This window comes from Streptomyces sp. NPDC058650 (genome assembly GCF_042717315.1).
In the GTDB taxonomy this organism is placed as follows: Bacteria; Actinomycetota; Actinomycetes; order Streptomycetales; family Streptomycetaceae; genus Streptomyces.
On the sequence record NZ_JBHXRL010000020.1, the window covers coordinates 74,248 to 99,054 of the forward strand.

Consider the following 24,807-nt stretch of genomic DNA (forward strand, 5'->3'; position numbering starts at 1 on the left):
CCGACGTCGGAAACTCATGTCCCAGTATCCCCCGAATGGGGATATTCTGCGACCCTACTGTCACTCTGGGTAGTTCAGCACGCGCCAGGGTGACGCTGTGTCAGGACCAGAGCTTGTTCACGGCGGTACGGGTCGTCGCCTTGAAGGCCGTCAGCGGGGCGTCCTTCAGGTCGCCCATCTGACCCCACCGGACATAGGTGACGGTCCGGCCGTCACGGCCCACCGAGAAGAGGTGGATGTCGGTGTTGCCGACCTCCGGGTCGGCGGTGTCCAGGCTGTAGACGTGCGCGCCCTCCTCCACCGCGAGCGCGCCGTGGTAGCGGCTGACCGCGTCCACGCCCGGGCTCTGGCGCTCGATGCGGGCGCCGCAGCCGGCGAGCGACTTGCGCAGCGCGTCGACCAGGCGGACCGCGTCGGCCTCGGTCCTGGCGACCGTCGTGATCTGGGTGCCGTTGGTGTCGAGCTCGGTGCGGAACTCGCGGTGGCGGGTGCCCTGGGACGGGACGACGCCCGGGGCGCAGACGGCCCCGCCCTCCGGCAGGCCGGCGACGACCGGGTCGGCCGCCCACGGCGTCAGGGACGCCGGCATCTCCCGGGCGGCCAGGAACTGGGGCAGCGCGGCCTGGGCGGCCACGGCCCGGGCGGCCTGGGCGAGGTGCGCGGCCGGAGCCGAGGACGCGGACGACGGGACGGCGGCCACGGTGGCGAGGCCGAGGGCGACGGTGGTGACGGTGAGCGCGGAACGGAGCTTTGCCATGACTGGTGATTCCCCCTGTGGGTCGGTCGGTGCTCCACCAGCGTCGACGCCGGGGCACGGGCCTCGCAACGCCGCCGCGCCCCTTCTCGTCCCGGAACCATTCCACCCCCGTTGACGTGGGAGAACGTGGTTGGCGTGGGATCCGGTGGTACGGGACTGAATCGGACGGACGGTCGGCCGGATGGGGAAGTCGAAGGACACCGCTGTCGAGGCGTTCTCGGCGCGGCTGCGCGCGCTGAAGACACGCGGCGGCCGCAGCTACGAAGCGCTGGTTCTGCCGGTTGCGGGCACGGTCCGCAGGGACCGGGCTCATGCCGCCGGAGCATTGCTGTCCTGGTCTTCAGCTGCGACTCCGACGAGCCGGACCCGGAGCCATCGACACCCCCTGCCATCACGCTGACGGAGACGGAAACGGCTGCTCACCCGATCTCCCAGAGACAGGGAAGAGGAAGCACCAGCGACAGACGGTAGCGGTGGGACGGACCACGACGGCTCCGATGCCCAGGTAGGCATCCCGTTCGGATACGCCTGCTCTCCTGTCGGCGCTCTGGGGATCGCGGAGGACGGACGCCCGGCCAAGTGCTTCACGGGCAAGGACGGCCGTGCCCGGTGAGGCTATGACTCGAACCGTGGCTAGCCTCGCGCACCGACCCCCAACTGACGGCGACAGCCTTTCCGCCTACCTGTTTCTCCTGGTCAGGAGTATCGTCGCCTGTCCAGGCCAGACGATAAGCCCGCATACAGGGGTATGGCGCATGCGCCTCGATGTCGAACGGGGCCTGCTCGACACGGGGTGGCGAGTGGGGGCCGACCCCAACTGATGGTCGGCGTGCGAATGACTTGGCTATGCGTCGCTCGTAGCAGCACCAGTCCGTCACGGCCTGTCAGTGTGGACTACCAGGTCGTGGGGGTACACCGCTGACAGCCGGCTGACGAATCTCCGCTGACACTCCCCCGCAGACCATCACTCCGGTCAGCTGAGCGGTGGCAGGAGGGGGAGCCGGGCGGCGAGGAACTTCGGAGCCATCCCGCGGTAGCTGTCGGTGACCAGTTCGGCAAGCTCGGTCCAGTCGGTGTGGTCACCGAGAATGGCAACGACGACGTTATGCCCCCAGCCGGCACGGAGGAACGGGAACCCGGTGGCGGTCAGGCCGAGCAGGTCGTCGGCGGGTACCCGGAAGGTCATCACGACCGGTTCCTGATCTGCGGTTACATACGAGGCGTAGACCGGGGAGCGATCCACGTCCGGCGTGTAGACGTGGGCGAACGTGCGCGTACGGATCCGCCAGCGCACGCCGACCCAGGCTGGTTCCTCGTAGGACTCGGGCAGCTGCCGGCAGATCGACCGCAACCTGTTCAGGATCTCCGGCGGCACGTCTCCAGGACTGGACATAGGCCGACACTATCGACCGCCGCGAATTCCGCGCCAGACGCGGCTGGTGGGGGTCTGCATGAAAAGGACCTGGCCTATCGTCCATCGTGTCAGTGGCCCATAGGCAACCGCTGTCAGTAGGAACGGCCAGGTCACGAAGCATGCGTCACTGACACCTGGATGACGACCCCCAACTGACACCCGCCGCAGACCATCACTGGCGTTGAACGGGTGTCGGCTGGAGTACCTGCCGAAGGAGGCGGTCGCTCTGGTGCGGGACCGGGGAGGCCTGCGCGATGGCGGTCGGCCTGATCGGCCGTCAGTTACGGGCGTGGGGTGATTCCTGACCTGGGGTTTCTGGGCGGGAAGTCGGTGAAGTGGCAGTCCGCGGTCCTGAACTGCTGCCACGATGGGTAAGGGGACATCAGTCCGTGTGCGAGGAGGTCCCGTTGAACGAGCCGACGGAGAGCAAGGGTCCAAAGATCCCGCCCGCCTACCCGCCCCGCACACCGCCCCCGCAGAAGAAGCCGGTTGAACTCCCCCGGCCCGAGCCGAAGACGAAGCCCGTCAGCACCGCGCTCCCCCTGCCAGGCCCGGGCCAGGCCCGTATCGAGACCCGTCGCCCTCGCATGGCTGTGAGGAACCGGCGCGTCAGCAACTGGGTCCTGATGGCTGACCCCTGGGCGGCCGGCAAGGCGGTCCGCCATGTCACACACACTGTGCGCGGCTGGGAGTACAGCCACCCCCAGGACGGTTTTCTGGAGGAGACCGTACGGCTTCTCGTCGACACGGCCGTCAGAGACGCGGGCAAGCGCGTCAGCGTCCACCTGGCCGACCAGGACGGCATGATCCTCGTCGTCGTCCTCAGCCACACCGAGGCCGAGCCCGACCAGACCGTGCTGACCACACTCGCCTCCGTCACCGGCACGGTGAGCTGCGGCGCCGACGCCTCCGACGAAGGTCGCAGGATCTGGTCGCTACTCTCCACCGAACCTCCGCGCAGCCGAACACCAGCCGCCTGACCGTCCGACTGGCTGATCCTCGCGAGGCGGAGGGGACTCATACGGCCAGCAGCAGGTGATGGTCAGCGTGCGAATGGCATGGCTGTTCGTCACTCGTGTCAGCATCAGCCCGCCACGGCCGGTCAGTGTGAACTACCAGGGCGTTGGGGCTACACCGCCGACCAACCAGAGGACGAACCTCCACTGGCACTCCCCCGCGGACCATCACTCAGGGGAGGTACGCCACTGCCGGGAAGGCTGGGGACGGCCCGTCGAGCAGGTGCCCGCGGCGGTGGCGCAGGTGCTCGTCGAAGAACGCGAGGGGGTACGCCTGCTGGATTTTGACCGCCTGGTCGGGATCGAGGGTGCCGATCACGTCCTGAAGCTGCTGCCCGCTCCATCCGAACAGCTTCGCCACCTGCGGGAACAGCGCCTCATTGTCACCGTACGAGATGTGGAGGGCGCCCTGGGCCTGGATGTTCAGCCGCCAGCCCCGCAGGTGCGACCAGAATGCGGCGGCCTCGGGTGTCGTGGCCCGGGTGAACTCGGCGGACATCATCATGAACGGCCGGTCCAGGTCGCCGGTCAACGGCGGGTTCATCTGCATCGGGCCGTCGACGCTCAGTCCGGCCCGGATGCGCCCGTCCGCGAGCATGGCGCAGGCGGTGGCCGTCCCGCCCTTCGACCAGCCGAACGCGCCCATGCGCGTCGGGTCGAGGGAGCCGAGGAGCCCGGCCGGCAGCTCCCTGTGGTCGACGTCGGGATTGCACCCGGCGGCGAGCTGCTCGACGCAGTCGAGGAGGAAGCGCAGGTCGGCGGCGAAGTCCCCGGGCAGCGTCGGCGCCTGCCTGTCGCGGAGCGGGACGGCGACCCGACCGTCGGGGAACTCGGTGTACGTGTCGTACTGGTGAGCCACCGTCACAGCCGCGTATCCGTGGCTGGCGAGCTCCTGGACCATGACGGTGTGGTCGCCCTGGTGGCTGTGCGCGCCGTGCGAGAACACGACGACGGGCAGCCGTCGGCCCGATCGCCGTACCGGAGCGCCCACGTGACCGGCGGTGAGCGGCCCCAGGGAGGCCAGCTCGCTGAACCCTGCGTCGGCGAGGAACGCCTGGAATGCGCCGGCCGGCATCCAGGGCGCCACCGGGTACCGCTCGACGTTCCGGGCGGGGTACCAGACGGTGGCCATCAGCTCGCGAAAGTGCCCGGGGCCCGCGATGTGGTCCGGACGCGACCGGTCGACGAGGTGCAGCTGGACCGTGCCGACCGGGTACGGCCCGGTGGGCCCGGGCAGTTCGAGCCGCGTCGCGGCGGGGGCGGCCGCGGCCTGGTCGGCCCACGCGGGGCCGGCAGCGGCGGCGAGCGGCACGGCGGCACCGGCGGCCAGCGCGGCTCCCAGCATGCTGCGGCGCGTCATGCCCTTCCGGCTGATGAACGACGTGGTGGTCATGGGTCCCTCCCGTGGTGACGGATCGTCAACCATGCCGCGACGGACAGTCCGTGGGCACAGAGGAACGCTGTCACGCGACCCTCATGCGCGGCATCGGCCCACCGTTTGATTGCGACGCGAGGGCATTGGCCCACGGGTTTACACCCTGGGGCTGATGCAGTCGCCGGTCTCGTCCGGTTACGAGGCCATCCCCGTCGGGAACCGTGCGCCACCAGCGTTGGGCCGCCGAGTGGTCGGCCTTCTCCCCCACTTCCCTTGCGGTTGCCGCGGCGGGTCGGGCAGATGTCCACCCCGACCCCGTAGTACTTGGCGACGGCGGCGAACGCCGCGGTGACCTGCCCGCTGGAGGGATGACAGACGGTGGCCATCCGGGTCGAAGCGCCACCGGCGGGCAGTCCCGCCCAGCTCGCGCACGACGTCGTCCAGGGCCTGGACCAGTTGAGGGAAGTCCTCCGACTCAGCCCGCACCGCCCTCCACCGGCCCGAATGTGCGAGGGCCCCGCCGAGCAGACGCGCGTGGAACCCACCTCCAGCCTTCGGGCGGATCGGGCAGCTCCAGCCAGTCGAACTGGATCTCTCGCCCGGTGGATGGGCAATTACCGCGACGTTGCGGCCGGTCGAGGCATGACACGACGCGGGCCGGAGCTCACCGACGACGCAACCGGTTCACCGGTGGCCGTGATAGGCCAGGTTCACGGCCAGAGCGGCCGAGGGCAGGCAGAGGAACACGAACCAGGGGCCCAACGCATAGTCGCCGACCCGGAGATGGGCCCAGAGGGCGCCGATGAAGTACAGCACGAGACCGGCAGCGGCGAGCGCCCCCAGCACCGGCACGGCAAACCCGGCCAGCAGACCCAGTGCGCCCGCCCCCAGGAGTATCCCGAGCGGTCGCATCCAGGAGTGGGGCACGCCCAACTTGTCCGCCTGGCTCTTCGGGTAGTCGTGTCCGATGAGGTTGGCGACGGCGGCCATGCCATTGACGACCGAAGCGAGGAGGGTGGCGACGAGGTACGCGGCGAACACGTGGGGCTCCTTCATCCTGCGCGAGAAACGACAGCTGGGTGTTCACCACATGGACGAATCGGTGCCCCTGGAACGTGACATGCCAGGAGCCGCGGGGCCCCTCCCGGACCACGATCGCCCTCTGGCGGGGCGCGTCGCCGCGTGCGCGTGACATCGCGGTGCCGTGACCTTCGAAGTTCGCCCGGCTGTGATCGCCTAGGACGGGACGAGCCGGTCGGCTGGTCGGCCGTGGCGGCGCGCTCGGGCACACCCTTCGCGCACAACGGACGCCGACGTCGATCCCGCCTGGCGAACGACGCTGTCAGCGTGGCAACCCCCTCGGCGGTTTCTGACTCCTCCTTATCCACCTGATCTACCGGGACCACGATCCCGTCGTCGTGGGCCTGTTGATTCCTCGTCTCCCGATGTGGCGGCACCGCTTCATCACGGATGGCCGGCGTGCGGTGCATGATCGACCGTCGCGAGATCGTCAGCAGCGGTTCGCTCGTGGGGTTGTTGTACGTGCTCATGGATGAGGCGATCCGCTGATCTGGCGGGGCAGTGTCTGCCGCAGGCGGGCCTCGAATGCCACCGCGGCCGGTTCGCGGCGGAAGGGCTCCAACTGCTCGTAGAACTCCCTGAGGTGGTCGATGACTCGTTGCGAGCTGACGGCCGCTGCCGGGACCAGGGCATCCATGGTCGGGTGGCACGCCTCGTCGAGTTTGCCGCGCTGGAGCTGGGTGCGGGCGGAGCCAGAAGGTGGGGAAGGCGCGGCCCCGGTGATTCGATGCGTGTTCGCGGCTGGGAGACTTCAGTGCGTACGGGGTGCGCCCGGTCAGGTGGGGCGCCGCACACCATGCCACGAGAGGGAGCACCGTGTTCGTCGCCTTCGCCTCGGTCGAGGAGATCCTGGATCTTCGCCAGCGGGTCCTGCGCCCCGGGCAGCCCCGCGCGAGCGCCCTCACCGACGTCGACCTGCTCCCGGACACCTTCCACCTCGCCGCCCGCACCGACAGCGGTGAACTCGGGGCCTGCGCCACCTTCAGCGCCGAACCCCTGCCCGACACCCCCGCACTGGCCCCCTTCGCCGCCGAGGGAGTGTGGCGGCTGCGGAAACTGGCCAGTGACCCGGCGGTACGCGGGCAGGGCTTCGGCAAGGCCGTACTGGCCGCGGGCCTCGACGCGTGCGCCGCACGTGGAGGCCGGCTCGTCTGGTGCAGCGGTCGGATCGCCGCAGCCGGCTTCTACCAACACCACGGCTTCACAGCGGTCGGCGACCAGTACACCGTCCCCGGCATCGGCCAGCACTACCACTTCGTCCACACACTCCCCTGAGCCGACGGCCCACGAGCAGGCCACCGGCCCGCAGCCCGTACGGCGCTGAAGCACCTCCCCGACGTCGTCACCGCCGGCGAGCCCGCGGTCGCCGAGGCGGCATGAGCAGGGAGAGGCGCTCGCCGTGGAGATAGCCGAGCGGCTGGAGAAGTACCGGGCCGTCCGGGGCCGGCTGAGGTGGAAGCGCTCATCCAGGACCTGGAGCAGCACCAGGAAGCGGAAGACCGGCGGCGCCGGGACGCGCGCGCCGGGAGCAGGGCCGCCCGCGACATGCGGCAACCCCGAGGACTCGATCGCCTCGATTGCCAAGCTCCTCGGCGTCAGCCCTGGCACCTCTTCAACCACATCCCAGACCTACAGGAACTTCTCGCGGCCGCGTTCCGAACCAGCTCACCGCTAGCTGACCGCTGCCGCTACTGGCCGTTGTGATCCTCCCCGAAAGAGGCCATCTGGCCCTGTTCCTACCGTGCTCCTTCGCCGCTGTCGCCGGCGTAGCCCCGACCGGATTCCGGCTAGTCTGCGTTCCGGTTCGAGGGGAAGTAGGTACGGGTTCCGGAGACGATCTGGTTGTCCCCGCGGCTGACGATGATGGCGTTGACCGTCTGGGCGTCGAACTCGCAGTTCACGAGCTTCCTTGTACCGACTGGTTCGGGTACGCGTCCGAGCCGGAGCGTGTCCAGGGTGATCCATTCCTCAGGGATTCCCAGGTGGGCGGCGTAGTCGGAGGGGGTGGGCAGGTCCCCGCCATCCGAGAGTTCGGGGGATGCGTCGATCATGGCGTGGAGTACCTGGGTGGCGCGTGCGAGCTTCGGGCTCGCCTTCTGGAACTCGAAGTACAAGTAGCCGACGCCGAGTGAGAACGCTGCCACCCCGATAGCGAGGCCGGGGGAGGCAGGGGAGACTTCGTCGATCCAGCGCCCGGAAGCGGCATCGTTCCAGCGGAGCCGGGTGGTGATCTCCGGTGCCCAGCCGACGAAGGCCGCGATGACGGCGACGAATGCCGCGGTGAGTGCAACCTTGGCACGTCGGATGTGGGTGGCGACGGTTCCCCGGTGGATGCCGGTGATCTGGGCGATCTCGGCGTGGGTGTAGTCCCAGCCCTCGTTGAGCAGGATGAGCCGGCGCTGCTGCGGGGAGAGCTTCCCGAGGGCTCGCCCGGCATCGAGGACGGCGTCGGTGTCCTCTTCGAGGTCGGAGACCCACAGAGCCTTGTGGCCTTCGGATGTCGAGGCCGTGGTGTCGACAGGCTCGGCCGCCTTGCGGCGACCGACGTCCCTGACCCGGTTGCGGATGACGGCGCACAGATAGCTGTAGAGGTCGTCGATCTCCGTCTTCTCGTTGTTGGTGAGGGTGGTGACAAGGGCGTCCTGGACGATGTCCTCGGCGTCGGCGCGGGAGGAGGGCAGGCCCTCGTACTGGAGTTCGCGCCGGGCCAGGCGCAGGAGCGTCCGGCCCTTGTCGTGGTAGACGGCGAGGAGCTGTTCGTTGAATGGGGTGTCGGTGTCAGGCACGGCCGACGCCCTTGTTCGGGGCTGTGCGGGCGGTGGGGAGGGTGGCCTGGGCGCGGATGATTTCGGCTTCGCCGTGGGCGCGGGCGAAGTCGGCGAGGGCGTGTGCGTGGATCACCTCGGCCTCCCCCCGGGTGTGGTTGCGGTCCTGCATGATCTTGATCAGTTTGTCGGCCATGGGGACGAGGACGACCAGGACCGCGGCGATGAGGAGCTCCATTGTGTTCCCTCCGGGGGCTCGCGCGGCGGTTCCGTGCGAGCCGTTCACCAGGGAAGGGGCGCGAAAGCGGCGTCTGCATGACACGGGCCATGCACTTTCGGTGTGGAGCCCTGCTCCTGGTGCCCTGCGGCCGGAGGCGAGAAAAGAATCTTGTGTGGGGTGTCATGCAAACGCGGCGCTCACCCCCCTAACCCGGTAGGGGACTCACGTCCGCAACCGCAAGGCCGGACTACTCACCCGAAACGGCAGCGTCTGAACTGCCGTGATGGCCGGCCTTACGCGAAGAGAAGCGAGCGTTCCCCCACAGCCCTGGCTCCCACAGGTCCTTGAGGGTCAGGCGGTCCGCGAGATCGTGCGCCGTCTGTGCACCCCGGCGGGAAGCCCGTGTGACCCGCACGTTCCATGATCGGTCAAGACATGGCTCCTCGATCGCCGGCCGCGACGATCGTCTGCGCGGCCCGTGCCGCTTGGGCGGCTATGCCCGCGATGCTTGACGTGATGAACGGACCGCCCCCGGCGAGGTCTCCCACCACGTGCAGGCGCGGGTCAGCCGGAACCAGCCCACCGGCCGGGTGCAGTGCGGCGGAGCCGTCGGCCAGCAGGGCCGTGACCAATTGTCCGGCCCCCCGGGGGATCGCCCGCGGTGGCGGGTTCACGGCGTTGATGACGGCGTCGAAAGTGCGTTCGCCGTCGTCGTGGCGTACCCGGAACGCTCCGTCCGTCGCCTCGATCTTGCGGACGCCCGCGGCGACGGTGAGTTGCCCGGAGTCCAGCAGCCGCATCATGGTGGCGGCGTTCACCGGGACCATTGGTGAGGCCACGCTCGTCGCCGTGCGGAAGTGGCGCTGCAGCCGCAGACGGTCGGGCTGGGGCAGCAGCCGCCACGCGTACGGGCCGACGCTGTGCGCTGTTTCCTGGAGGACCCGGCGGCCGATCCTGGAGTCGTCGACAGCGTCCAGTTGTGCTCGCAAGCGCCGGACCGGATCTTCGGTTGTGGTCGCCAGCAGTTCGGCCACGAAGGCTGCGAAGTCCTCTCCCGTCTCGGCCAGTTCGGCTCGCAGGAGCCGGATGAGGTCCTCGAGGGTGACGGCACCGTGCTGCCGGTGCAGCATCGCGACCCGCTCGGCGGTCACATGCTGGGGGCGGTGCTCGGCCGGGCGCTGCCAGACGTGGGGCAGCACACCGCTGCGGGACAGCAGCGTGATCGGCCCGGTGTGCCCGCGCGCGGCGAGCGACACGACGATGTCGACCGCGGTCAGACCGCTGCCGATGACGGCGACGTCGCTGCCGGCCGCGACCTGGTCGAGTGTGTGTGCCAGCGGGTACGGATCGTCCACGAAGCCGGAGGCGCCGGCGAGACCGTAGGGGTCTTGCGGCGTCCCCCCGCCCACGCACAGGGCCACGTGGTCGGCCTCGTGTCCACGTCCGTCCTCGGTGCGCAGCGACCAGTTGCTCCCGGACCGGGCTACCCCGATGACGCGGGCGGTGACGACCCTCACCCGCCAGCCGGCTTCGCGCAGGGTGGCCAACGCCGTCTCCGCGGTGTGTGCCAGGTACTCGCCGTAGAGCGCGCGCGGAACCAGCGGCCGGCCCAGCTGTTCGTCGAGGTGAGCCGGGCCGCGTGTGCCCAGCCAGGCCGCGTAGTGGCCGAAGTCCGGGTGGCGGATCGACATGATGGCCGGTGGTGCGTTGACGAGCACCGTGTTCAGGTCAGGGCCGTACGGGCGGCCTCGCCAAAGGTGCGGGGACGGCTCGAACACCGTGATGGCCCCGGGGCTGTCGGCGGTGGCCGCCAGGCTGTCCAGCAGACCGACCGCGGCAGCACCCGCTCCGACGATTGCGATGTCCATGTTCTTCGTTCCCTTCACGTTCCGGGCCGCCGCTGGAAGGAGCCGCGGCCTCATCGAGACTCGCCGTCCGCGGTGCCGAGCCCCATCCCCCGCGAGGGGTGACCGGCCGGAAATAACCCCCTCAAACGGGGGGTTGGCGCAGGACGGGAGGGCGGGCAGGCTGGCCTGCGTCCAGACCACGGGAGGGATGTCCATGTCCGATGCGCGCCGCCACGCCGAGGCGTTGTCAGCTCACGCCGAGGTGCTGTCGGGTGCGGATCGGGTCACCGACACACGCGAACTCTTCAGCCGGACGTCCGCCAGGCTGCGACGGGTCATTCCGTTCGACTCGGCCGTATGGGCGGCCACCGACCCGGAAACCGGTCTCATCACCGCGCCGATGCTGGTGGAGAACCTCGGCTCCGGCGAGGGCTGCGCCGAGTACTGGGAAAGCGAACTCCTGGAGGAGAACGTCCTGCCGTTTCGGGACCTTGCCCGCGCCGCCGTCCCGGTGGCCGGTCTGCGCGCGGCCACCGGCGACCTGCCCGCGCGCAGCGCGCGCTTCCGCCGGCTCCTCGGGAGTCAGGGCGTGGACGACGAGCTGCGGGCCGTGCTGCGGGTCGGCGACCGGCCGTGGGCCGTGGTGAGTCTGTTCCGTATGAGCGGTGGCGCCCCGTTCGGCCCGGCCGAGACGAGGCTGCTCGCCGGTCTGTCCGGTCCGCTGGCCGCGCGGGTGCGCCGGTTCGCCCGCCCGTCCGCGTCCGGCGGCGGAACCGGCGCACCCGCGCCCGGACTGGTGCTCTTCGATCCTTCCGGCGAGCCGACGTCGATCAACGAAGAGGCGCGGCAGCATCTCTTCCAGCTCCCTGAAGGTCCCTCCATCCCCTCGCAGTTGGGCCTGAGGCTGCCGATCTGGGTGGTCGCCACCGCGCTGCAGGCCCGGGCGATCGCCCGGGGCCGCGACCGGGCAGGCGGCGCGAGGACGCGCATCCGAACGGTTGACGGCCGCTGGTTGACCTGCCACGCCTCCTGTCTCAGCGGCCCCGCTGGGAAACCCGGTCCCGTGGCACTCGTCATCGAGCCGGCGGCCGCCACCGACCGGGCGGTCCTCATCGCCGAGGCGTACGGCCTGACGCCGCGCGAGCTGGAGATCACCCAGCTCGTCACGCGCGGGCTGCCCACCACCGAGATCGCCGCGACACTGTTCATCTCCCCGCACACCGTGCGCGACCATCTCAAGGCCGTCTTCGGCAAGGCAGAGGTCTCCAGCCGAGGCGAACTCGTCGCACGACTCTTCGGCGAGCACTACCGGCCCGTGTAGCACGCCTCCTGAACAGCGGTGATGCGCTGACCGCTTGAGCTCGCCATCGCTTGTGAGCAACCGGGGAGCGGCAGGTGACGAGTTGAGTCGCGTGCGCTGCCGGCCAGGTCGAGTGTGTTCTCGCTGGGCACCATCCGGTCGCTCTCCCCGTTGGCACCAGGACCGGCCGGTCCGATGCGGGACAGGTCGGCCGGCGGCTGGAGGCCCCATCGGCGGATGGCCTTCAGCTGGGCGCGGAACGACGTCAGCGAGATGGCTCTGTCGCGGACTTCTGTGCGCTCCTTCAGCCGTTCGTCGACGGAGTCGACGCCGCAGGCGTTTCACGGCCTGCAGCCGGATCCGCTCCCGCACGGCCCTCCCGTGCGTAACTCACACAAGTTCAGTCGCGCAGGCGCGCTCGGCATGAACGCCCGTGCAGGCTTCCTGACTTGCGTTTCGCCGTGCTGTCCTCGATTCCGATCGGCCCCGCTGCGCGCACCGGCTGATCGCAGCGGGGTAGCCGGACCATGCCCCGGTCAGGCGGTGAAGGACTCGGGGCCGAAGCGGCCCCACACCACGAAGGCGGCCAGGGCGAGGTAGGCCAGGTCCACCACCATGAATGTGGTCTCGTGACGCCGTAGGCGGGTGATCGCCGCGCCGGCCATCATCAGCACCAGGCCGAGAGCCGCCAGCGGGACCAGAATCGGCGCTGTGCCGAGCAGGGCGGGCAGGACCAGGCCCGCCGCGGCCAGCACCTCGAGGGCTCCGATGGTTTTGATGCCGCCGGCGCTGAAGTCGTCGGTCCAGCGGGCACTGGGGCCGCTCGCGGCGATCTTCTCCTTCGGTGTGATCACCTTGAAGGCGCCGCCGAGCAGGTAGGCGGCGGCGAGCAGTCCGGTGACGATCCACAGGGCGAGGTTCATGGGATGTGTCCTTGCGTGGTGTCGGCTCGGGGAGCCGGGGGGCGGGCGGCTGGTCAGCCGTGCTGGCCGGGCTGGTAGTCGCCCGCGGGCTGCTGGATCATGACGTTTCCGCGGTTGAAGGCGTTGATGATGGCGATCTGGGCGACCAGGTCGGCGAGCTGGTCGTCGTCGTAGTACTTGGCCGCGTTCGCCCAGACGGCGTCCGAGACCCCGCCGGCCGCGTCGGCGATACGGGTGCCCTCTTCGGTCAGCTCCAGGGCGGCGCGTTCGGCGTCGGTGAACACCGTGGCCTCCCGCCAGGCCACGACCAGGTTGAGTCGTACCGCGCTCTCACCGGCGTGCGCGGCGTCCTTGGTGTGCATGTCGATGCATCCGGCGCAGCCGTTGATCTGGCTGGCGCGGAGCATCACCAGTTCCCGGGTGGAAGCCGGAACGGTCGACTCCGCGAGTGCCCTGCTCGCGGCGACGATGTGCTTCATGGCCTTGGCGGCGACGGGGCTGGTCATGAAGTTCAGTCGAGCGTTCATCGTGCACTCCTTGTTCCCGTTGTTCGCTGTCTCCCTCTAAGACAGGGCACCCCGGCAGCCTGTGACAGGGGCCGATGTGACGTGCGTCTCTCCGTCGCACGGCGACGGTCCGGCGACGGTCCGACGGCGGCCGACCGAGACCCCTCGGATACCCTCTGGGCGTCCTGTGGATCTTGGAATGAGCAGGCGGGGCGGCGCGCTCGGACTGGGCATCGCCGCCGCGAGTCGAAGGAGGGGGTCCCATGTCGGGAACAACAGATGTGACGGACGTAGCCGGCTACCGACCGCTGATGTTCTCCATCGCCTACGGGATGACCGGGTCGGTGGGCGACGCCGAGGACCTCGTCCAGGACGCCTTCCTCGGCCTGACCCGGGCGCACCAGGCGGGTACCGCGATCTCCGCACCGAAGGCGTACCTGACCACGGCCGTGACGCGGTTGGGGATCAACCACCTGAGCTCGGCACGGGTACGGCGGGAGACTTACGTGGGGAACTGGCTGCCCGAACCGGTCGTCGTGACCGACGACCGGCCGGGACCGGTCGAGCACGCCGAGCTGGCCGACTCGCTGTCCATGGCCTTCCTCGTATTGCTGGAGGTGCTCTCACCGGTGGAACGGGCGGTGTTCGTGCTGCGCGAGGTTTTCGCGTACGACTACCCGGACGTGGCGAGGACCACCGGGAAGTCGGAGGCGAACTGCCGCCAGATCTTCGCCCGCGCCAAGAAGCGCATCGCCGCGGCCGGGCCGGACGCGGACAACGCGCCGCCTCCCGCGCAGCGGGCCGAGGGCGAGGGACTCGCCCGCAGGTTCTTCGAGGCGGCCGAGGGCGGTGACCTGGACGCGCTGCTCGGCATGCTCGCGCCCGATGTCGTGTACTACGGGGACGGCGGCGGCAAGGCGCGCGCGACCAGGTATCCGGTGGCCGAGCCGCAGCGCGTCGGGCAGCTGCTCGTCGGTGGGTTCCGCCGGATCCGGAGCCTGGGTGCCGACCTCCGTGCGGCCTGGGTCAACAGCCGCCCGGGCGCCGTGACGTACGACCCTGAGGGCCGTGTGGTCAACGTGGTCGAGCTCGACATCGTCGACGGTGTGATTCGGGCGATCCACTCCGTATCCAACCCCGACAAGCTCGGCCATCTCGGACCGGTCTCCGACATGGCACGGCTGTCGGAGGCGTAGTCCGGCTTCCTCTTGTGGCGGGATCGGAGGGCCCGAGGACGTCGTGGAGGCGGGTGACGTCTTGGCGTCATTTCGGGCCGTCCGCGGCTTCGCCCCACAGTTCGGCGAGTTCGGACGGCTCGGAGACCTCCTGGTCCAGGGCGTCGTCAGCGGGCCGGAGGCGCCGGTGGTGACGGCGGTCAGCGGTCACCGGGCGCTTTCCGTCCTGGACATCGCGAGGGCGCGCATGGTGGCGAACTCGACGACCTGCTCCGCTATGTCTTCCAGTTGTCCTTGGACGTGGGGGTCCTTGCAGTCTCCGGCGGGTGAGAAGCGTGCCGTTGACGTGTTGATCGCGGCGCCCAGTGGTGTGGGCCAGCCGCGCAGCGCGTGGGTCACGTCGCGCAGCGCGGCCAGTGTGGAGACGGCGCCCTGCCAGCCGCTGGCGACCGCGACGCATCCGACGGCCCGCTCGCTGAAGTAGGGCCGGGTGTCCTCGCGTAGTTCCTCGACGTGGTCGAGGGCGTTCTTCACCAGGCCGGAGATTCCGCCGTGGTAGGCGGGGCTGGCGAGTACGAGGCCGTCGGCGCCGGCTATGGCGGACAGGAGCCGTCGGGCCTGCGGTGCGGTGGCGCCGTGCCGGGGGTCGTACAGCGGCATGGCCAGTGCGGGGCCGCTGATCAGTTGCACTGATGCGCCGCGTTGTTGCGCCGCGTCCAGTACTACCCGCAGGGCCTGCTCGGCGGTTGATCCGGGCCGGCTCGAACCGCCGACACCGACCACGTTCACGATCGAGTGCACTGGGGTTGCGCCTCCTTCTCTTTCGGGTACGTGGGGGTGTCACCGGGGCAAGCGGCTCCGTATAAAGAGGTGATTCCACCCGTGCGCAATGAACACGAAGTGGAATCACCTTTTACTTATTCATGTCGGGAGGTCAGACGGCGGATGTCACGCCGTCCTTCTTCTCGGGCTCCTTGGCGGCCGGGACCGCCGGGGTTCGCCTGAAGTTCAGCACGACCAGCACGAGCACGACGATGCCGGCCACGGTGGCCCACATGGCGGAGCGCACGCCGTCGGCGGTGGCGACGCGCAGCGCCTCGCCGGTGAGTCCTTCGTGGCCGGAGTTGGCGACCGCCACCAGGAGGGCGAGGCCGACCGCGGCGCCGACCTGCTGGCCGGTCGATGCGACACCCGAGGCGATGCCCTGGTCCTCTGCCGCGACCCCGGTGGTCGCCGCCGCGTACATCGCGGTGAAGACGGTGCCCTGGCCGAGACTGAGGATGAGCACGCCCGGTACCAGTTGCAGGTACGAACCGGTCGGCGAGACGGAGAAGGCGAAGAGCACGGTACCGACGAGACCCATGAGGAGCGCGCCGATCAGCGTGGCACGCACTCCGAAGCGGGTGGCCAGCTTCCCGCCGGAGAGGTTGCCGATGAGCACCCCTACGCACGGCAGGAGGAAGGCGATACCGCTCTTCGTCGCGGAGTAGCCGTGCACGCTCTGGAAGTAGACGGTGAAGAAGTAGGGCAGCGCGCCGAACGTCCCCATGAAGATGAAGGTGACGACGGTGCCGGTGCTCAGGTTGCGGTTGCGGAACAGGCGGAGCGGTAGCAGCGGGTCGCGGCCGCGGCCCTCGATGGTGAAGAACGCGGCGAGCACGGCCATCGCGATGGCCGCGGTGATCAGGATCGTCGGCGAGGTCCAGCCCGACACCGGTCCCTGGACGAGGGTGAACACCAGCAGCGTCGAACCGACGGTCGCGGTCAGCGCACCGGACAGGTCGAACTTGCGCCCGGAGGCTGCCTGGTCGGTGTCCTTGGGGATGATGGCGAACGCGAGCAGCATGGCACCGCCGGCGAGCGGGACGTTGGCGAAGAAGATCGATGCCCAGCCGAACGAGCCCGTCAGCACGCCGCCGAGCAGCGAACCGAGGATCATGCCGCTGCCGCCGGCGCCGCCCCAGATCGCCAGTGCGCGGTTGCGCTCAGGGCCTTCGGCGAAGGTCGTGGTGACCAGGGAAAGCGTTGCGGGGGCGAGGAAAGCGCCGCCGATGCCCTGCACCGCACGCGCGATGATCAAGGTCGTCGGGTCGTCCGCGAGCCCTCCGGCGAGCGAGGAAGCCGCGTACAGGAACAGGCCGAAGGTGAACATCCGGCGGCGTCCGAACAGGTCTGCCGCACGGCCGCCGAGCAGCAGGAAGCCGCCGAAGGCGACGGCGTAGGCGCTGACGACCCACTGGAGGGTCTGTGCGGAGAAGCCGATGCTGGTACTGATCTCGGGTAACGCCACGAAGACGATGCTGTAGTCAATGGCGTAGATGCACTGGGCAAAAGCCAGCAGTGCCAGGATCAAGCCGAGGCGTCGGCGGGGTGGCGCCTCGGCGCCGGCGACTGCAGAAGGCATTCTCTGTGCCTGTCCCTTCCGGGTTTTCGGGTGGTGGTCGGTAACGCGGGGCGTACGCAGGGCCGGTGGCGGTCGACAGCGCCTCGGCGGTCGTGCCCCTGCCGGTCGAGCGGGTGCCGCAGGTGACTGGTTCGGTGCTTGTGCCGTGCCTCAGCCGAGGTTCGGACACGTTGGCTATGGGTGTTCGGTGGCCTTTTCCGCGTCGTTCGGGCACGGCTCGAGGTGGTCGCGAAACCACTGCACGACGGCGGCGTCGAGTGCGTCCCGTTCGTCTCGGTCGTCCGGGAGATGACCGCGGGAGAGGCGGATGAACCGCACGGTCTTGCCCAGGTCGGTCAGCGTCTCGTACAGCTGCTCGGTGCCGCTGATGACGACGGTGGTGTCGCCTACCGCGTGTGCCAGCAGCAGCGGCGCCTGGATGTCGGCCGCGTGGGTCAGCGGACTCGCCGCCTTCAGCCTCGCCAGATCCGCCGGGTCGTCGACGTCCCCGATCCACTCCACGACCCGCCGGCTCCATGTCGGCGGCAGGGCCCGGACGTCCATTTCGAGGTCCGCCGGCCCGCAGATCACGACACCGGCCCGCCAGTGGTGCGGCAGCCTCGTCAGGCAGCTGAGCGCCGCGAACCCGCCGTAGGACATCCCGTGGACACCGAGCCGGTCGCCGTCCACCCAGTCCAGGCTCCGCAGGAACTGTGCGGCGGCGTCGAAATCGGCCAGGTCGCCGCCTCCCCAGTCCCGGTAGATCAGCCGCTGGTAGGCCAGCCCCCGTCCGGTCGACCCGCGCACGTTCGGCGCCAGCACGGCGAATCCGGCTCGCACCAGCCGCTGGATCATCGGATCGTGGACCGGCAGCGCGGCCCACTCGGGACCGCCGTGGATGGTCAGCACCGCGGGGACGGGACCGGTCGTCGAACGCGGGCGGTAGAGCAGCCCGGATATCTCCAGCCCGTCCGCTCCGGTGAACCAGACCGTTTCCGGCACGACGAGGTCGTCCGGCAGCCCCTCGCTGAAGTCGGTGAGCCGGCGCACCTCACCGGATGCCAGGTCCACCAAGGAGAACTCGGTCGCCCGGTCACCGGCGCCGACCTGTACGAGCAGGCGGTCTCCGGCGAACCGTGGCACGAAGCCGTCGTAGCCGAACGGCTGGGAGGCGAATCCGGGCAGTTCGACCGCGCTCTGCGACGTGCACAGCACGGTGTGCTGGTCGCGGGGCAGGGCCCAGACGATCTGCGGGCCCACGATCACGTTCTCCACGTCGGCGTCCGGCGTGGCGATCCACTTCAACGGCCGGCCGGGCACGAGCAGGGCGACACCGAGGTGGTCGCGGCCCTCGGTGGTGCAGAGGTAGATCCCGTCCTCGTTCCACCCGCCCGGCTGGTACTTCGCCGGGCCCTCGTGCGGGGTGAGGTGCCGGGTCTGGCCGGTCGCGAGATCGCAGGCGTACAGGTCCTGGTCGGTGTTCTGATGGAATTTCAGGACGAGCAGGTGCCTGGAGTCCGGTGAGAAACATATCGGTACGTACCGGTCGTCGCCCTCCATGACCATCCTGGAGTCGCCGGTCGTCAGGTCCCGCACGTAGACGTCGAGAGTGGTGACGTCGCGCGCGCTGGTCGCGTACGCGAGCAGGCGGCCGTCCGGGCTGTACGGCTGGCTCCCGCTCGAATACGGCACGCCTATCTCGCGCCTGACGCCGGGTTCCGCCGCCATCCACTCCACTTCGCCGGTGAGCGGATCGAGTTCGGCCAGCCGGTAGTCCTGGCCGCCGGTCACGTCCGTCACGACGAGCAGGCGTGTCCCGTCGGGCCGCCACGCCAGCCGGGTGACCGCGCCGTCGACCGGGAGCATCCGCCGCTCCCCCGCCCAGGTCTGGAACCACGGCTGCGGCCGGCCGGACTCGTCGCTGACGTAGGCGAAGCCATCCTGCGCGGGCCAGGCGCCCCAGACGGTCATGAGTGCGCCGCCAGTGCGAGCTGGATCGTCGCCGCGGTGACGATCCCACCGCGGAACCGGTCGAGTTCGAAGTTCTCGTCGGGCGCGTGGTTGGCCTCGTCGACGTTGGCCAACGGCACGCCGTAACAGGGGCATGAGAGCCCGTCGCTGAGCACGGCCATCGGCAGGCTTCCGCCGAGTGTGGGCACCAGCAGCGGCCGTTGCCCGAGCACGTCCTCGACCGCCTGGAGGATCGTTGCCGTGTAAGGGGACTCGGGCAGTGTGGTGGAGGGTGCCATCGCCGCGCCGGGCACGAACTCGACATCCGGGGCGTACCTCGCGACGTGGCGCCGGATGGCGTCGGCGACCTGCTCCGGTCTCTGGCCGCCGACCAGCCGGGCCTCGCACCGGGCGACGGCGACGTCGGGGATCACCGCGCGGTGGTCGCCGGAGTCCTCGCAGCTCAGCGAGTTCACGGTCAGCGTGGGACTGGCCAGGCGTTCGTGGAATCCCAGTCCGGCCGACGGCTCCATGCCGGCCGCCCCGATCGCTTCGAGCGTTCCGGCCACGTCCACCGGAAGGTCCGCCAGCGCGGCGAGCTGGCCATCGGTCATCGGTGCGACGCCGTCGGCGAAGCCGGGCACGGTCACGGTCCCGTCCGCCGACCGCATGGTGGCCAGCAGCTGCACCAGTGTCCACGCCGGATTCGGCGCGACTCCGCCCCAGTTCCCCGAGTGCAGCGGCCGTCTCGCGCCTCGCGCACGCAGTTCGAACATCAGGATTCCGCGCACGCCGAGGACCACACACGACCGGCCCGAGTCGTGCACGGGCCCGTCGCTCCAGATCACCAGATCGGGCTGACCGACCTGGCGTAGGGCCGCGGCCAGGTTGGGGCTGCCGATCTCCTCCTCGCCGTCGAGCAACACCGTGACGCGGCAGGGGAATCCGCCCGTCAGGTCCCGCAGGGCGCGCAGCCCCAGCAGTTGTGCGAGGTGCTGTCCCTTGTTGTCGCCCGTGCCGCGCCCGTACATCCGGCCGTCACGGATCGACGGGACGAACGGCGGTGTCGTCCACAGTTCGAGCGGTCCGGTCGGCTGCACGTCGTAGTGACCGTAGATCAGCACGTGCGGCCCGGGCCCGTCCGCCGTCCCCACCAGCGCGGGCCAGCCGCCGGTCTCGACCTCGCGCGCCCGCAGGCCCGACGCCCGTAACAGCCGAAGACCGTGGGCCGCGGCCTCGGCCATGCCCTCACCGGTCCGGCTCACGCTCGGCCGGGAGATCCAGTCCGCCAGCTCACCATCCAGGTCCTGGGCATCCACCCAGTCTCGGAGCTGCTCGATCACAGACCCTCCAACCGATTGCACAGAATGAAATCGATGGCAGTCAAGCAAACCGGCGGCGGCTTGGCAAGGTACAGTCCCGGATGTGGAAGCGACGATCGAAGATCTCAAAGCACTCGGGCACCCGGTCCGCTGGCGCATCCTGCGGCTGTGCCTGGATCGCGCGTTCACCAACAAGGAGTTGTCGGTCGAGCTCGACCTCGCTCCCGCGACCACCCTGCGCCACGTCCGCGCCCTGGTGAAGACGGACTTCCTGGTCGCCGAACCGGTCAACACCGGCGAGCACGGCGCACTGCAGCGGCCCTACCGCGCGACCGCACGCACCCGGGGCCTGATCATCCCGCCCGACGACTCCGGTCTGGCCCAGCAGGTCGACCTGGCCGTGCTCGGCGCCCACCGCACCGAACTGATAGCCGCGGGCAAGGACTCCGGCCGCGGCTCCAAGCGGGGCGTCCTGCGGTTGCGGCCCGAGTCCGTGGAGTCGCTCCACCGCCGGATCCAGGACCTGATCGCCGAGTACCCCGACGAACCCGACGGCGAGCCGCTGAGCTATCTGTGGTCACTCGCCGCCCGGCCCCAACCCGACTCCGACTCCGACTCCGACTCCGACTCCGGGGAGAATGGGGCGGCCACGATTGACCAATAGGTGCGACCGGTGCTTGACTCATTCATCATTCGAGCGACGTACCTGAGGCCGCCATGGCGGCCGGCAGGTCGATAGCATCACTTGCTTGTCGGAACTTGCACGTCAATGACCGGGCCGAGCCAATTCGCTGGCACTGATCATTCGGCACGGCGCAGACTTGGCGGGGTAGTTACACTCCCGCAGCACCGAATCCGGGGAAACCCGAAGCACGAATTCCGGAAAAGGGTATCGAATGAAGATTGTCATCGCCGGCGGCCACGGCAAGATCGCCATGCGATTAACCCGGCGCCTCGCAAAACGCGGCGACTCCGTCGCGGGCATCGTGCGCAACCCCCGCCACGTCGACGACGTCAGGAGGGCGGGCGGGGAGGCCGTCGTGCTCGACCTCGAGCGTGCGACGGTGGACGAGGTGGCCGCGGCCCTGGTCGGCGCGGACGCCGTCGTCTTCTCGGCCGGCTCGGGCAACAGCGCCACCGCCGCCCGCCGGGACAAGATGGACCGGGCCGCCGTCGTGCTCGTCATGGACGCGGCGGAACAGGCCGGCGTACGAAGGTTCCTGCACGTCAGCTCCATCAACGTGGGCTGCGCCGACGAGCGCGGCATCGGTGACGGGTACGCCGTCTACCTGCGGGCCAAGCACGCAGCCGAACAACACATCTTCGCCCGGGACACGCTCGACTGGACGGTGCTGCGGCCCGGTGTGCTCACCGACGCCGCCGGCGACGGCACCGTCGAACTCACCGCCGGGAACAGGGTCGGGCCCCGGCACGCCAGGTTCGACCAAGTCGCCAGGGAAGACGTCGCCGCCGTGCTCGTGGCGCTCATCGACCGGCCCGACACCGCCGGCCGAATCTACGTCGTGACCGGTGGAGATACCCCTGTCGAAAAGGCGATCGACGTATAGGACGCGTCCCGTGGACCACGGTCGTGCAACCCGGAACCGGTGGGGTTTCCGGCGACATCGCAAGGGCTCCGCGAATACCGGTAGCGGTTCGGGCTCCCGAGTCGGATGCAGTTCTTGAGAGATCAGCTCGGGACGCCGTCACGAATAGTGTGACGCCACTTCGCTTCGCCCCGAAAACCGGACGAGCATAATGTTTTCCACTCACGCACGGTCCGATCCGGGCAGTGGGCTCAGCACGAAGGGTTTTCTTTACAGAATCTTTTACAAGCACACGGGGGGGTACTTGTTGTGCAGTCAATTACCAAGGCAAGACCGGCGGCTCGAGCCGGCGTCGTGATCGTCGGCAACGACGCCGTCGGCACGGCTCTGGCGAACGAAGCGACCGAACACCGATTAGGCACCGTCGCGGTGGCCGACCCGCCTTCTCACCAGCCACCAAGCAACACCCCGCCGGCGCACTGCACCCACTGGGCAGTGACCGCGGCGGCCATCCCCTACTGGGGATCGGGCAGAGCCGGGGCCGCGCACCGGGGGCCGGACGACGTCGGCAATCCGGCGGCCGAGGCGCACTGGGCCAGCTTGCTGCTGCTGGACGACTGTCCCCGCGCGGCACCGGCCGTACACGGGAAAGCGCCGTGCGACCGGCACGTGCCCGACGGGGCGATCCGGCCGACGGTGACCACCGTGGTCGTCGCGGCCAGCCCGGCCGACCGGCCCGGCCCGGGCCGGCCCTGGTTCGCCGAGATCGGCTACGCGCACTGCTTCGCTCTGCTGATGGCCGGCCAGGTGCGGCACGCGTGCCGGATAGCCGAGAACGGCTACCGGGACGAGGTGGCCGCCGGAAACACCGCGGTGGCCGACGGCTGGTTGGCGCTGCGCGGCCAGGTCGCCGACGTGGCCACCACCACCGCCGACGCGAAGACCGCTTCGCACCTGCTCGACGGCGGCAGCTCGCGCCTCATGCTGGCGCCGCGCCTGGCCGAGCTCGCCGTGTTCGGCGATCAGGCCGGCACACGACAGACCCGGCAGCTCGCCGACCGGGCACCCGAGAACCGTCTGTTCCTCCCGTGGTCGACCCTGAGCCAGGCGTGGACCACGGCCGCCGACGGGAACACCACTCTCGCCGCCAGACAGGCACTGTCCGCGGCCGACATCGCCATGGCCCTGGGGCAGTACGCCGTCGAAGCCACGGCAAGCTACGACGTGGCCCGTCTCGGCAATCCCCACGCCGTACGGCACCGCCTCGCCGCGCTCGCCGACCTGGTGCCGGGGCCGGTCGTGCCGGCCATGGCCGGCGCCGCCGCCGCGCTGGCCCGCTCCGATCCCGGAGCGCTGGACGTCGCCACGGCGAAGTTCACCGAACTCGGGATGGACCTGCTCGCCACGGAGACCGCCACCGCCGCGGCCGCGTTACGGCACACCTCCGCGCCCCGCGGCGCCATCGCGTGTCGGAACGCGACGACCCCGCTGTTACAGCTCACCGCCCCGCTGGTCCAACTCACCAGCCGCGAGCGGGACGTCGCGCTGCTGGCCGCCAACGGATCCACCAGCCCCGCCATCGGACACCGGCTGGGGCTGTCCGCCCGCACCGTCGACAACTACCTGGGCCGCGCCTACCAGAAGCTCGAGGTGACCAGCCGCCGCGATCTGGCCCCGCTGGTCGTCGGCGACCGTCCACAACCGCCCATCCACGCCGAAGGGAACCAGCAATGACCTCCATGAGCGACCTCGACAAGATATCGGCCAACCGAGAAGGCTTCAATCTGCGCGCACGGGCGCATATGCAGTCCTCGTACTACGACGTGGAAAGGTTCAAGCAGGGGCACAACATGCTGCGCAAGCTGGAGCAGGAGGAGCTGGGCGACGTCCGCGGCCGGTCCCTGCTGGAGCTGCAGTGTCACATCGGCGTCAACTCGCTCTCCCTCGCCCGCATGGGCGCGAAGGTCACCGGCACCGACATCTCGGACGAGGCGATCGACATCGCTCGCGAGCTCGCCGGGCAACTCGACCTCGACGCGAGTTTCGTCCAGGCGAACCTCTACGACTTGCCGAAGGTGCTCGACGCCGAGTTCGACATGGTTTTCACCGGATACGGCACCCTGTCGTTCCTGCCCGACATCAACGGCTGGGCCCAGGTGGCGGCGCAGTTCGTCAAGCCCGGCGGCACCCTCACGGTGGTGGAGATCCACCCGATGCTCACGCTCTTCAGCGACGTCGACGGGGAACTGCGGGTGACCCGCTCGCTGTTCCAGTCCCGGGACGTGCACCACGAGATGTCCACGAGCTACGCCGACCGGATCGCCGACGAGGTGGAGGTGGAGACGCACAGCCTGTACGGCTGGCGGTGGAGCGTGGACGAGGTCGTGAACGCGCTCATCGGCGCCGGCCTGACCATCGAGCGCATCCGCGAGGTTCCCTACGACGCGCGGCAGCGGCTCCCGCTGATGGTGCCCGACGGAGACCACAACTGGCGGATCCCGGGCGACCCGATCCCGCTGTCGTTCTCCTGCACCGCCAGGCGGCGGTGAGCCCCGGCATGGCAGACCAGATCGTGGCAACACCGGAAATCCGCGAGTACGTCCGCGCCGTGTCCCTGCGGGAGGACCCGATCCTGGCCGAACTGCGGGCGCAGACCGCGGGGTTGCCGGGCGGCTCGGCCATGCAGGTGATGGCCGAGGAGGGCCAGCTGCTGGCGCTTCTCGTCGGCCTGTCCGGTGCCGGATCGGTGCTGGAGATCGGCACCTTCACCGGCTACAGCACGTTGTGCATGGCGCGTGCGCTGCCCCCGGGCGGCACGGTCGTCACCCTTGACCTCCATGGGCGGTGGCCGGCGATCGGCGCCGACTACTGGCAGCGCGCCGGAGTCGCCGACCGTATCGACGTGCGCATCGGAGACGCGACGCAGACGCTCGCCGCCCTCGCGGACGAGCGGGGCGGGGCGAGTTTCGACCTGGTGTTCATCGACGCGGACAAGGCCAACTACGGGACGTACTACGAGGCCGCGCTCCACCTCACCCGGCCGGAGGGGCTGATCGTCATCGACAACACGCTCTTCTTCGGCCGGGTGATCGACCCGGACAGCCATGACCCGGACACCCTCGCGGTCCGGGCGCTCAACGCGGCGCTGCGCGACGATCCGCGCGTGGACGTCTCGATGCTCACGATGGCCGACGGGATCACACTCGCCCGGAAGAAGTGACGTATCG

Annotated in this window: 23 protein-coding genes and 2 pseudogenes; 10 read left to right on the forward strand and 15 right to left on the reverse strand. The window is 69.8% G+C overall.

Annotation, left to right across the window (positions count from 1 at the left end; translation table 11 throughout):
• Positions 1-100: 100 nt before the first annotated feature.
• Entirely contained in the window at positions 101-757 is a 657-nt protein-coding gene (locus ACFWWU_RS29070; RefSeq protein WP_384149352.1) for a hypothetical protein, read from the reverse strand.
• A 973-nt stretch (positions 758-1,730) separates the two neighbouring features.
• A complete protein-coding gene (locus ACFWWU_RS29075; RefSeq protein WP_384149354.1) occupies positions 1,731-2,150 on the reverse strand; it encodes an MmcQ/YjbR family DNA-binding protein in 420 nt (139 codons plus the stop codon).
• Between the two features lie 428 nt (positions 2,151-2,578).
• Here ACFWWU_RS29075 and ACFWWU_RS29080 point away from each other — a divergent pair, with 428 nt between their 5' ends.
• Positions 2,579-3,151 (forward strand): hypothetical protein, encoded by a 573-nt coding sequence (locus tag ACFWWU_RS29080; RefSeq protein ID WP_384149355.1) that lies wholly within the window; start codon positions 2,579-2,581, stop codon positions 3,149-3,151.
• Between the two features lie 208 nt (positions 3,152-3,359).
• Here ACFWWU_RS29080 and ACFWWU_RS29085 read toward each other — a convergent pair whose 3' ends face one another.
• Positions 3,360-4,580 (reverse strand): alpha/beta hydrolase family protein, encoded by a 1,221-nt coding sequence (locus ACFWWU_RS29085; RefSeq protein WP_384149357.1) that lies wholly within the window; start codon positions 4,578-4,580, stop codon positions 3,360-3,362.
• A gap of 666 nt (positions 4,581-5,246) precedes the next feature.
• A complete protein-coding gene (locus tag ACFWWU_RS29090; RefSeq protein WP_384149359.1) occupies positions 5,247-5,603 on the reverse strand; it encodes a DoxX family protein in 357 nt (118 codons plus the stop codon).
• Between the two features lie 429 nt (positions 5,604-6,032).
• On the opposite strand from ACFWWU_RS29090, the pseudogene ACFWWU_RS29095 reads away from it, so the two are divergent.
• Positions 6,033-6,131: pseudogene (locus ACFWWU_RS29095) on the forward strand (NUDIX hydrolase); the annotation flags it as partial.
• Here the strand turns inward: ACFWWU_RS29095 and ACFWWU_RS29100 are convergent.
• Positions 6,109-6,382: pseudogene (locus ACFWWU_RS29100) on the reverse strand (hypothetical protein); the annotation flags it as partial. The pseudogenes ACFWWU_RS29095 and ACFWWU_RS29100 sit on opposite strands and share 23 nt — an antisense overlap.
• 76 nt (positions 6,383-6,458) lie before the next feature.
• On the opposite strand from ACFWWU_RS29100, the gene ACFWWU_RS29105 reads away from it, so the two are divergent.
• Complete coding sequence (locus ACFWWU_RS29105; RefSeq protein ID WP_384149361.1) at positions 6,459-6,917, forward strand: GNAT family N-acetyltransferase; 459 nt, start codon at positions 6,459-6,461, stop codon at positions 6,915-6,917.
• 512 nt (positions 6,918-7,429) lie between these two features.
• Here the strand turns inward: ACFWWU_RS29105 and ACFWWU_RS29110 are convergent.
• From ACFWWU_RS29110 to ACFWWU_RS29120, 3 genes are all read right to left on the reverse strand, one after another.
• Positions 7,430-8,428 carry an RNA polymerase sigma factor gene (locus ACFWWU_RS29110; RefSeq protein ID WP_384149363.1) on the reverse strand — a complete coding sequence of 333 codons (999 nt, stop codon included), beginning with the start codon at positions 8,426-8,428 and terminating at the stop codon, positions 7,430-7,432.
• The gene (locus ACFWWU_RS29115; protein ID WP_384149364.1) at positions 8,421-8,645 is read right to left on the reverse strand and encodes a hypothetical protein; all 225 of its coding nucleotides are present in this window, start codon (positions 8,643-8,645) and stop codon (positions 8,421-8,423) included. The genes ACFWWU_RS29110 and ACFWWU_RS29115 overlap by 8 nt, the downstream gene beginning before the upstream one ends.
• Before the next feature lie 410 nt (positions 8,646-9,055).
• On the reverse strand, positions 9,056-10,495 hold the full coding sequence (locus ACFWWU_RS29120; protein ID WP_384149366.1) for an FAD/NAD(P)-binding protein: 1,440 nt from the start codon (positions 10,493-10,495) through the stop codon (positions 9,056-9,058).
• Between the two features lie 193 nt (positions 10,496-10,688).
• Between ACFWWU_RS29120 and ACFWWU_RS29125 the strand changes: the two genes are divergently transcribed.
• The gene (locus tag ACFWWU_RS29125) at positions 10,689-11,795 is read left to right on the forward strand and encodes a LuxR C-terminal-related transcriptional regulator (protein ID WP_384149367.1); all 1,107 of its coding nucleotides are present in this window, start codon (positions 10,689-10,691) and stop codon (positions 11,793-11,795) included.
• A gap of 515 nt (positions 11,796-12,310) precedes the next feature.
• Here the strand turns inward: ACFWWU_RS29125 and ACFWWU_RS29130 are convergent.
• Positions 12,311-12,697: a DoxX family protein gene (locus ACFWWU_RS29130; protein ID WP_384149369.1), complete on the reverse strand. Its 387-nt coding sequence runs from the start codon at positions 12,695-12,697 to the stop codon at positions 12,311-12,313.
• Between the two features lie 53 nt (positions 12,698-12,750).
• A complete protein-coding gene (locus tag ACFWWU_RS29135) occupies positions 12,751-13,224 on the reverse strand; it encodes a carboxymuconolactone decarboxylase family protein (protein ID WP_384149371.1) in 474 nt (157 codons plus the stop codon).
• Between the two features lie 242 nt (positions 13,225-13,466).
• Between ACFWWU_RS29135 and sigJ the strand changes: the two genes are divergently transcribed.
• Entirely contained in the window at positions 13,467-14,399 is a 933-nt protein-coding gene (gene sigJ / locus ACFWWU_RS29140; RefSeq protein WP_384149373.1) for an RNA polymerase sigma factor SigJ, read from the forward strand.
• A 67-nt stretch (positions 14,400-14,466) separates the two neighbouring features.
• On the opposite strand, the gene ACFWWU_RS29145 is transcribed toward sigJ, so the two are convergent.
• The 5 genes from ACFWWU_RS29145 to ACFWWU_RS29165 form a co-directional block, all read right to left on the reverse strand.
• The gene (locus tag ACFWWU_RS29145) at positions 14,467-14,589 is read right to left on the reverse strand and encodes a hypothetical protein (protein WP_384149375.1); all 123 of its coding nucleotides are present in this window, start codon (positions 14,587-14,589) and stop codon (positions 14,467-14,469) included.
• The gene (locus ACFWWU_RS29150) at positions 14,586-15,179 is read right to left on the reverse strand and encodes an NADPH-dependent FMN reductase (protein ID WP_384149377.1); all 594 of its coding nucleotides are present in this window, start codon (positions 15,177-15,179) and stop codon (positions 14,586-14,588) included. The genes ACFWWU_RS29145 and ACFWWU_RS29150 overlap by 4 nt, the downstream gene beginning before the upstream one ends.
• 133 nt (positions 15,180-15,312) lie before the next feature.
• Entirely contained in the window at positions 15,313-16,782 is a 1,470-nt protein-coding gene (locus ACFWWU_RS29155) for an MFS transporter (protein WP_384149379.1), read from the reverse strand.
• A gap of 174 nt (positions 16,783-16,956) precedes the next feature.
• The gene (locus tag ACFWWU_RS29160; RefSeq protein WP_384149380.1) at positions 16,957-18,732 is read right to left on the reverse strand and encodes a S9 family peptidase; all 1,776 of its coding nucleotides are present in this window, start codon (positions 18,730-18,732) and stop codon (positions 16,957-16,959) included.
• Positions 18,729-20,054 (reverse strand): M20/M25/M40 family metallo-hydrolase, encoded by a 1,326-nt coding sequence (locus ACFWWU_RS29165; RefSeq protein ID WP_384149382.1) that lies wholly within the window; start codon positions 20,052-20,054, stop codon positions 18,729-18,731. The genes ACFWWU_RS29160 and ACFWWU_RS29165 overlap by 4 nt, the downstream gene beginning before the upstream one ends.
• An 82-nt stretch (positions 20,055-20,136) precedes the next feature.
• On the opposite strand from ACFWWU_RS29165, the gene ACFWWU_RS29170 reads away from it, so the two are divergent.
• From ACFWWU_RS29170 to ACFWWU_RS29190, 5 genes are all read left to right on the forward strand, one after another.
• A complete protein-coding gene (locus ACFWWU_RS29170) occupies positions 20,137-20,697 on the forward strand; it encodes an ArsR/SmtB family transcription factor (RefSeq protein ID WP_384149384.1) in 561 nt (186 codons plus the stop codon).
• A 232-nt stretch (positions 20,698-20,929) separates the two neighbouring features.
• On the forward strand, positions 20,930-21,601 hold the full coding sequence (locus tag ACFWWU_RS29175) for an SDR family oxidoreductase (RefSeq protein WP_384149386.1): 672 nt from the start codon (positions 20,930-20,932) through the stop codon (positions 21,599-21,601).
• Between the two features lie 333 nt (positions 21,602-21,934).
• Positions 21,935-23,314 (forward strand): LuxR C-terminal-related transcriptional regulator, encoded by a 1,380-nt coding sequence (locus ACFWWU_RS29180; RefSeq protein WP_384149388.1) that lies wholly within the window; start codon positions 21,935-21,937, stop codon positions 23,312-23,314.
• The gene (locus ACFWWU_RS29185) at positions 23,311-24,129 is read left to right on the forward strand and encodes a class I SAM-dependent methyltransferase (RefSeq protein ID WP_384149390.1); all 819 of its coding nucleotides are present in this window, start codon (positions 23,311-23,313) and stop codon (positions 24,127-24,129) included. The genes ACFWWU_RS29180 and ACFWWU_RS29185 overlap by 4 nt, the downstream gene beginning before the upstream one ends.
• Before the next feature lie 8 nt (positions 24,130-24,137).
• The gene (locus ACFWWU_RS29190) at positions 24,138-24,800 is read left to right on the forward strand and encodes an O-methyltransferase (RefSeq protein ID WP_384149392.1); all 663 of its coding nucleotides are present in this window, start codon (positions 24,138-24,140) and stop codon (positions 24,798-24,800) included.
• Positions 24,801-24,807: the final 7 nt, after the last annotated feature.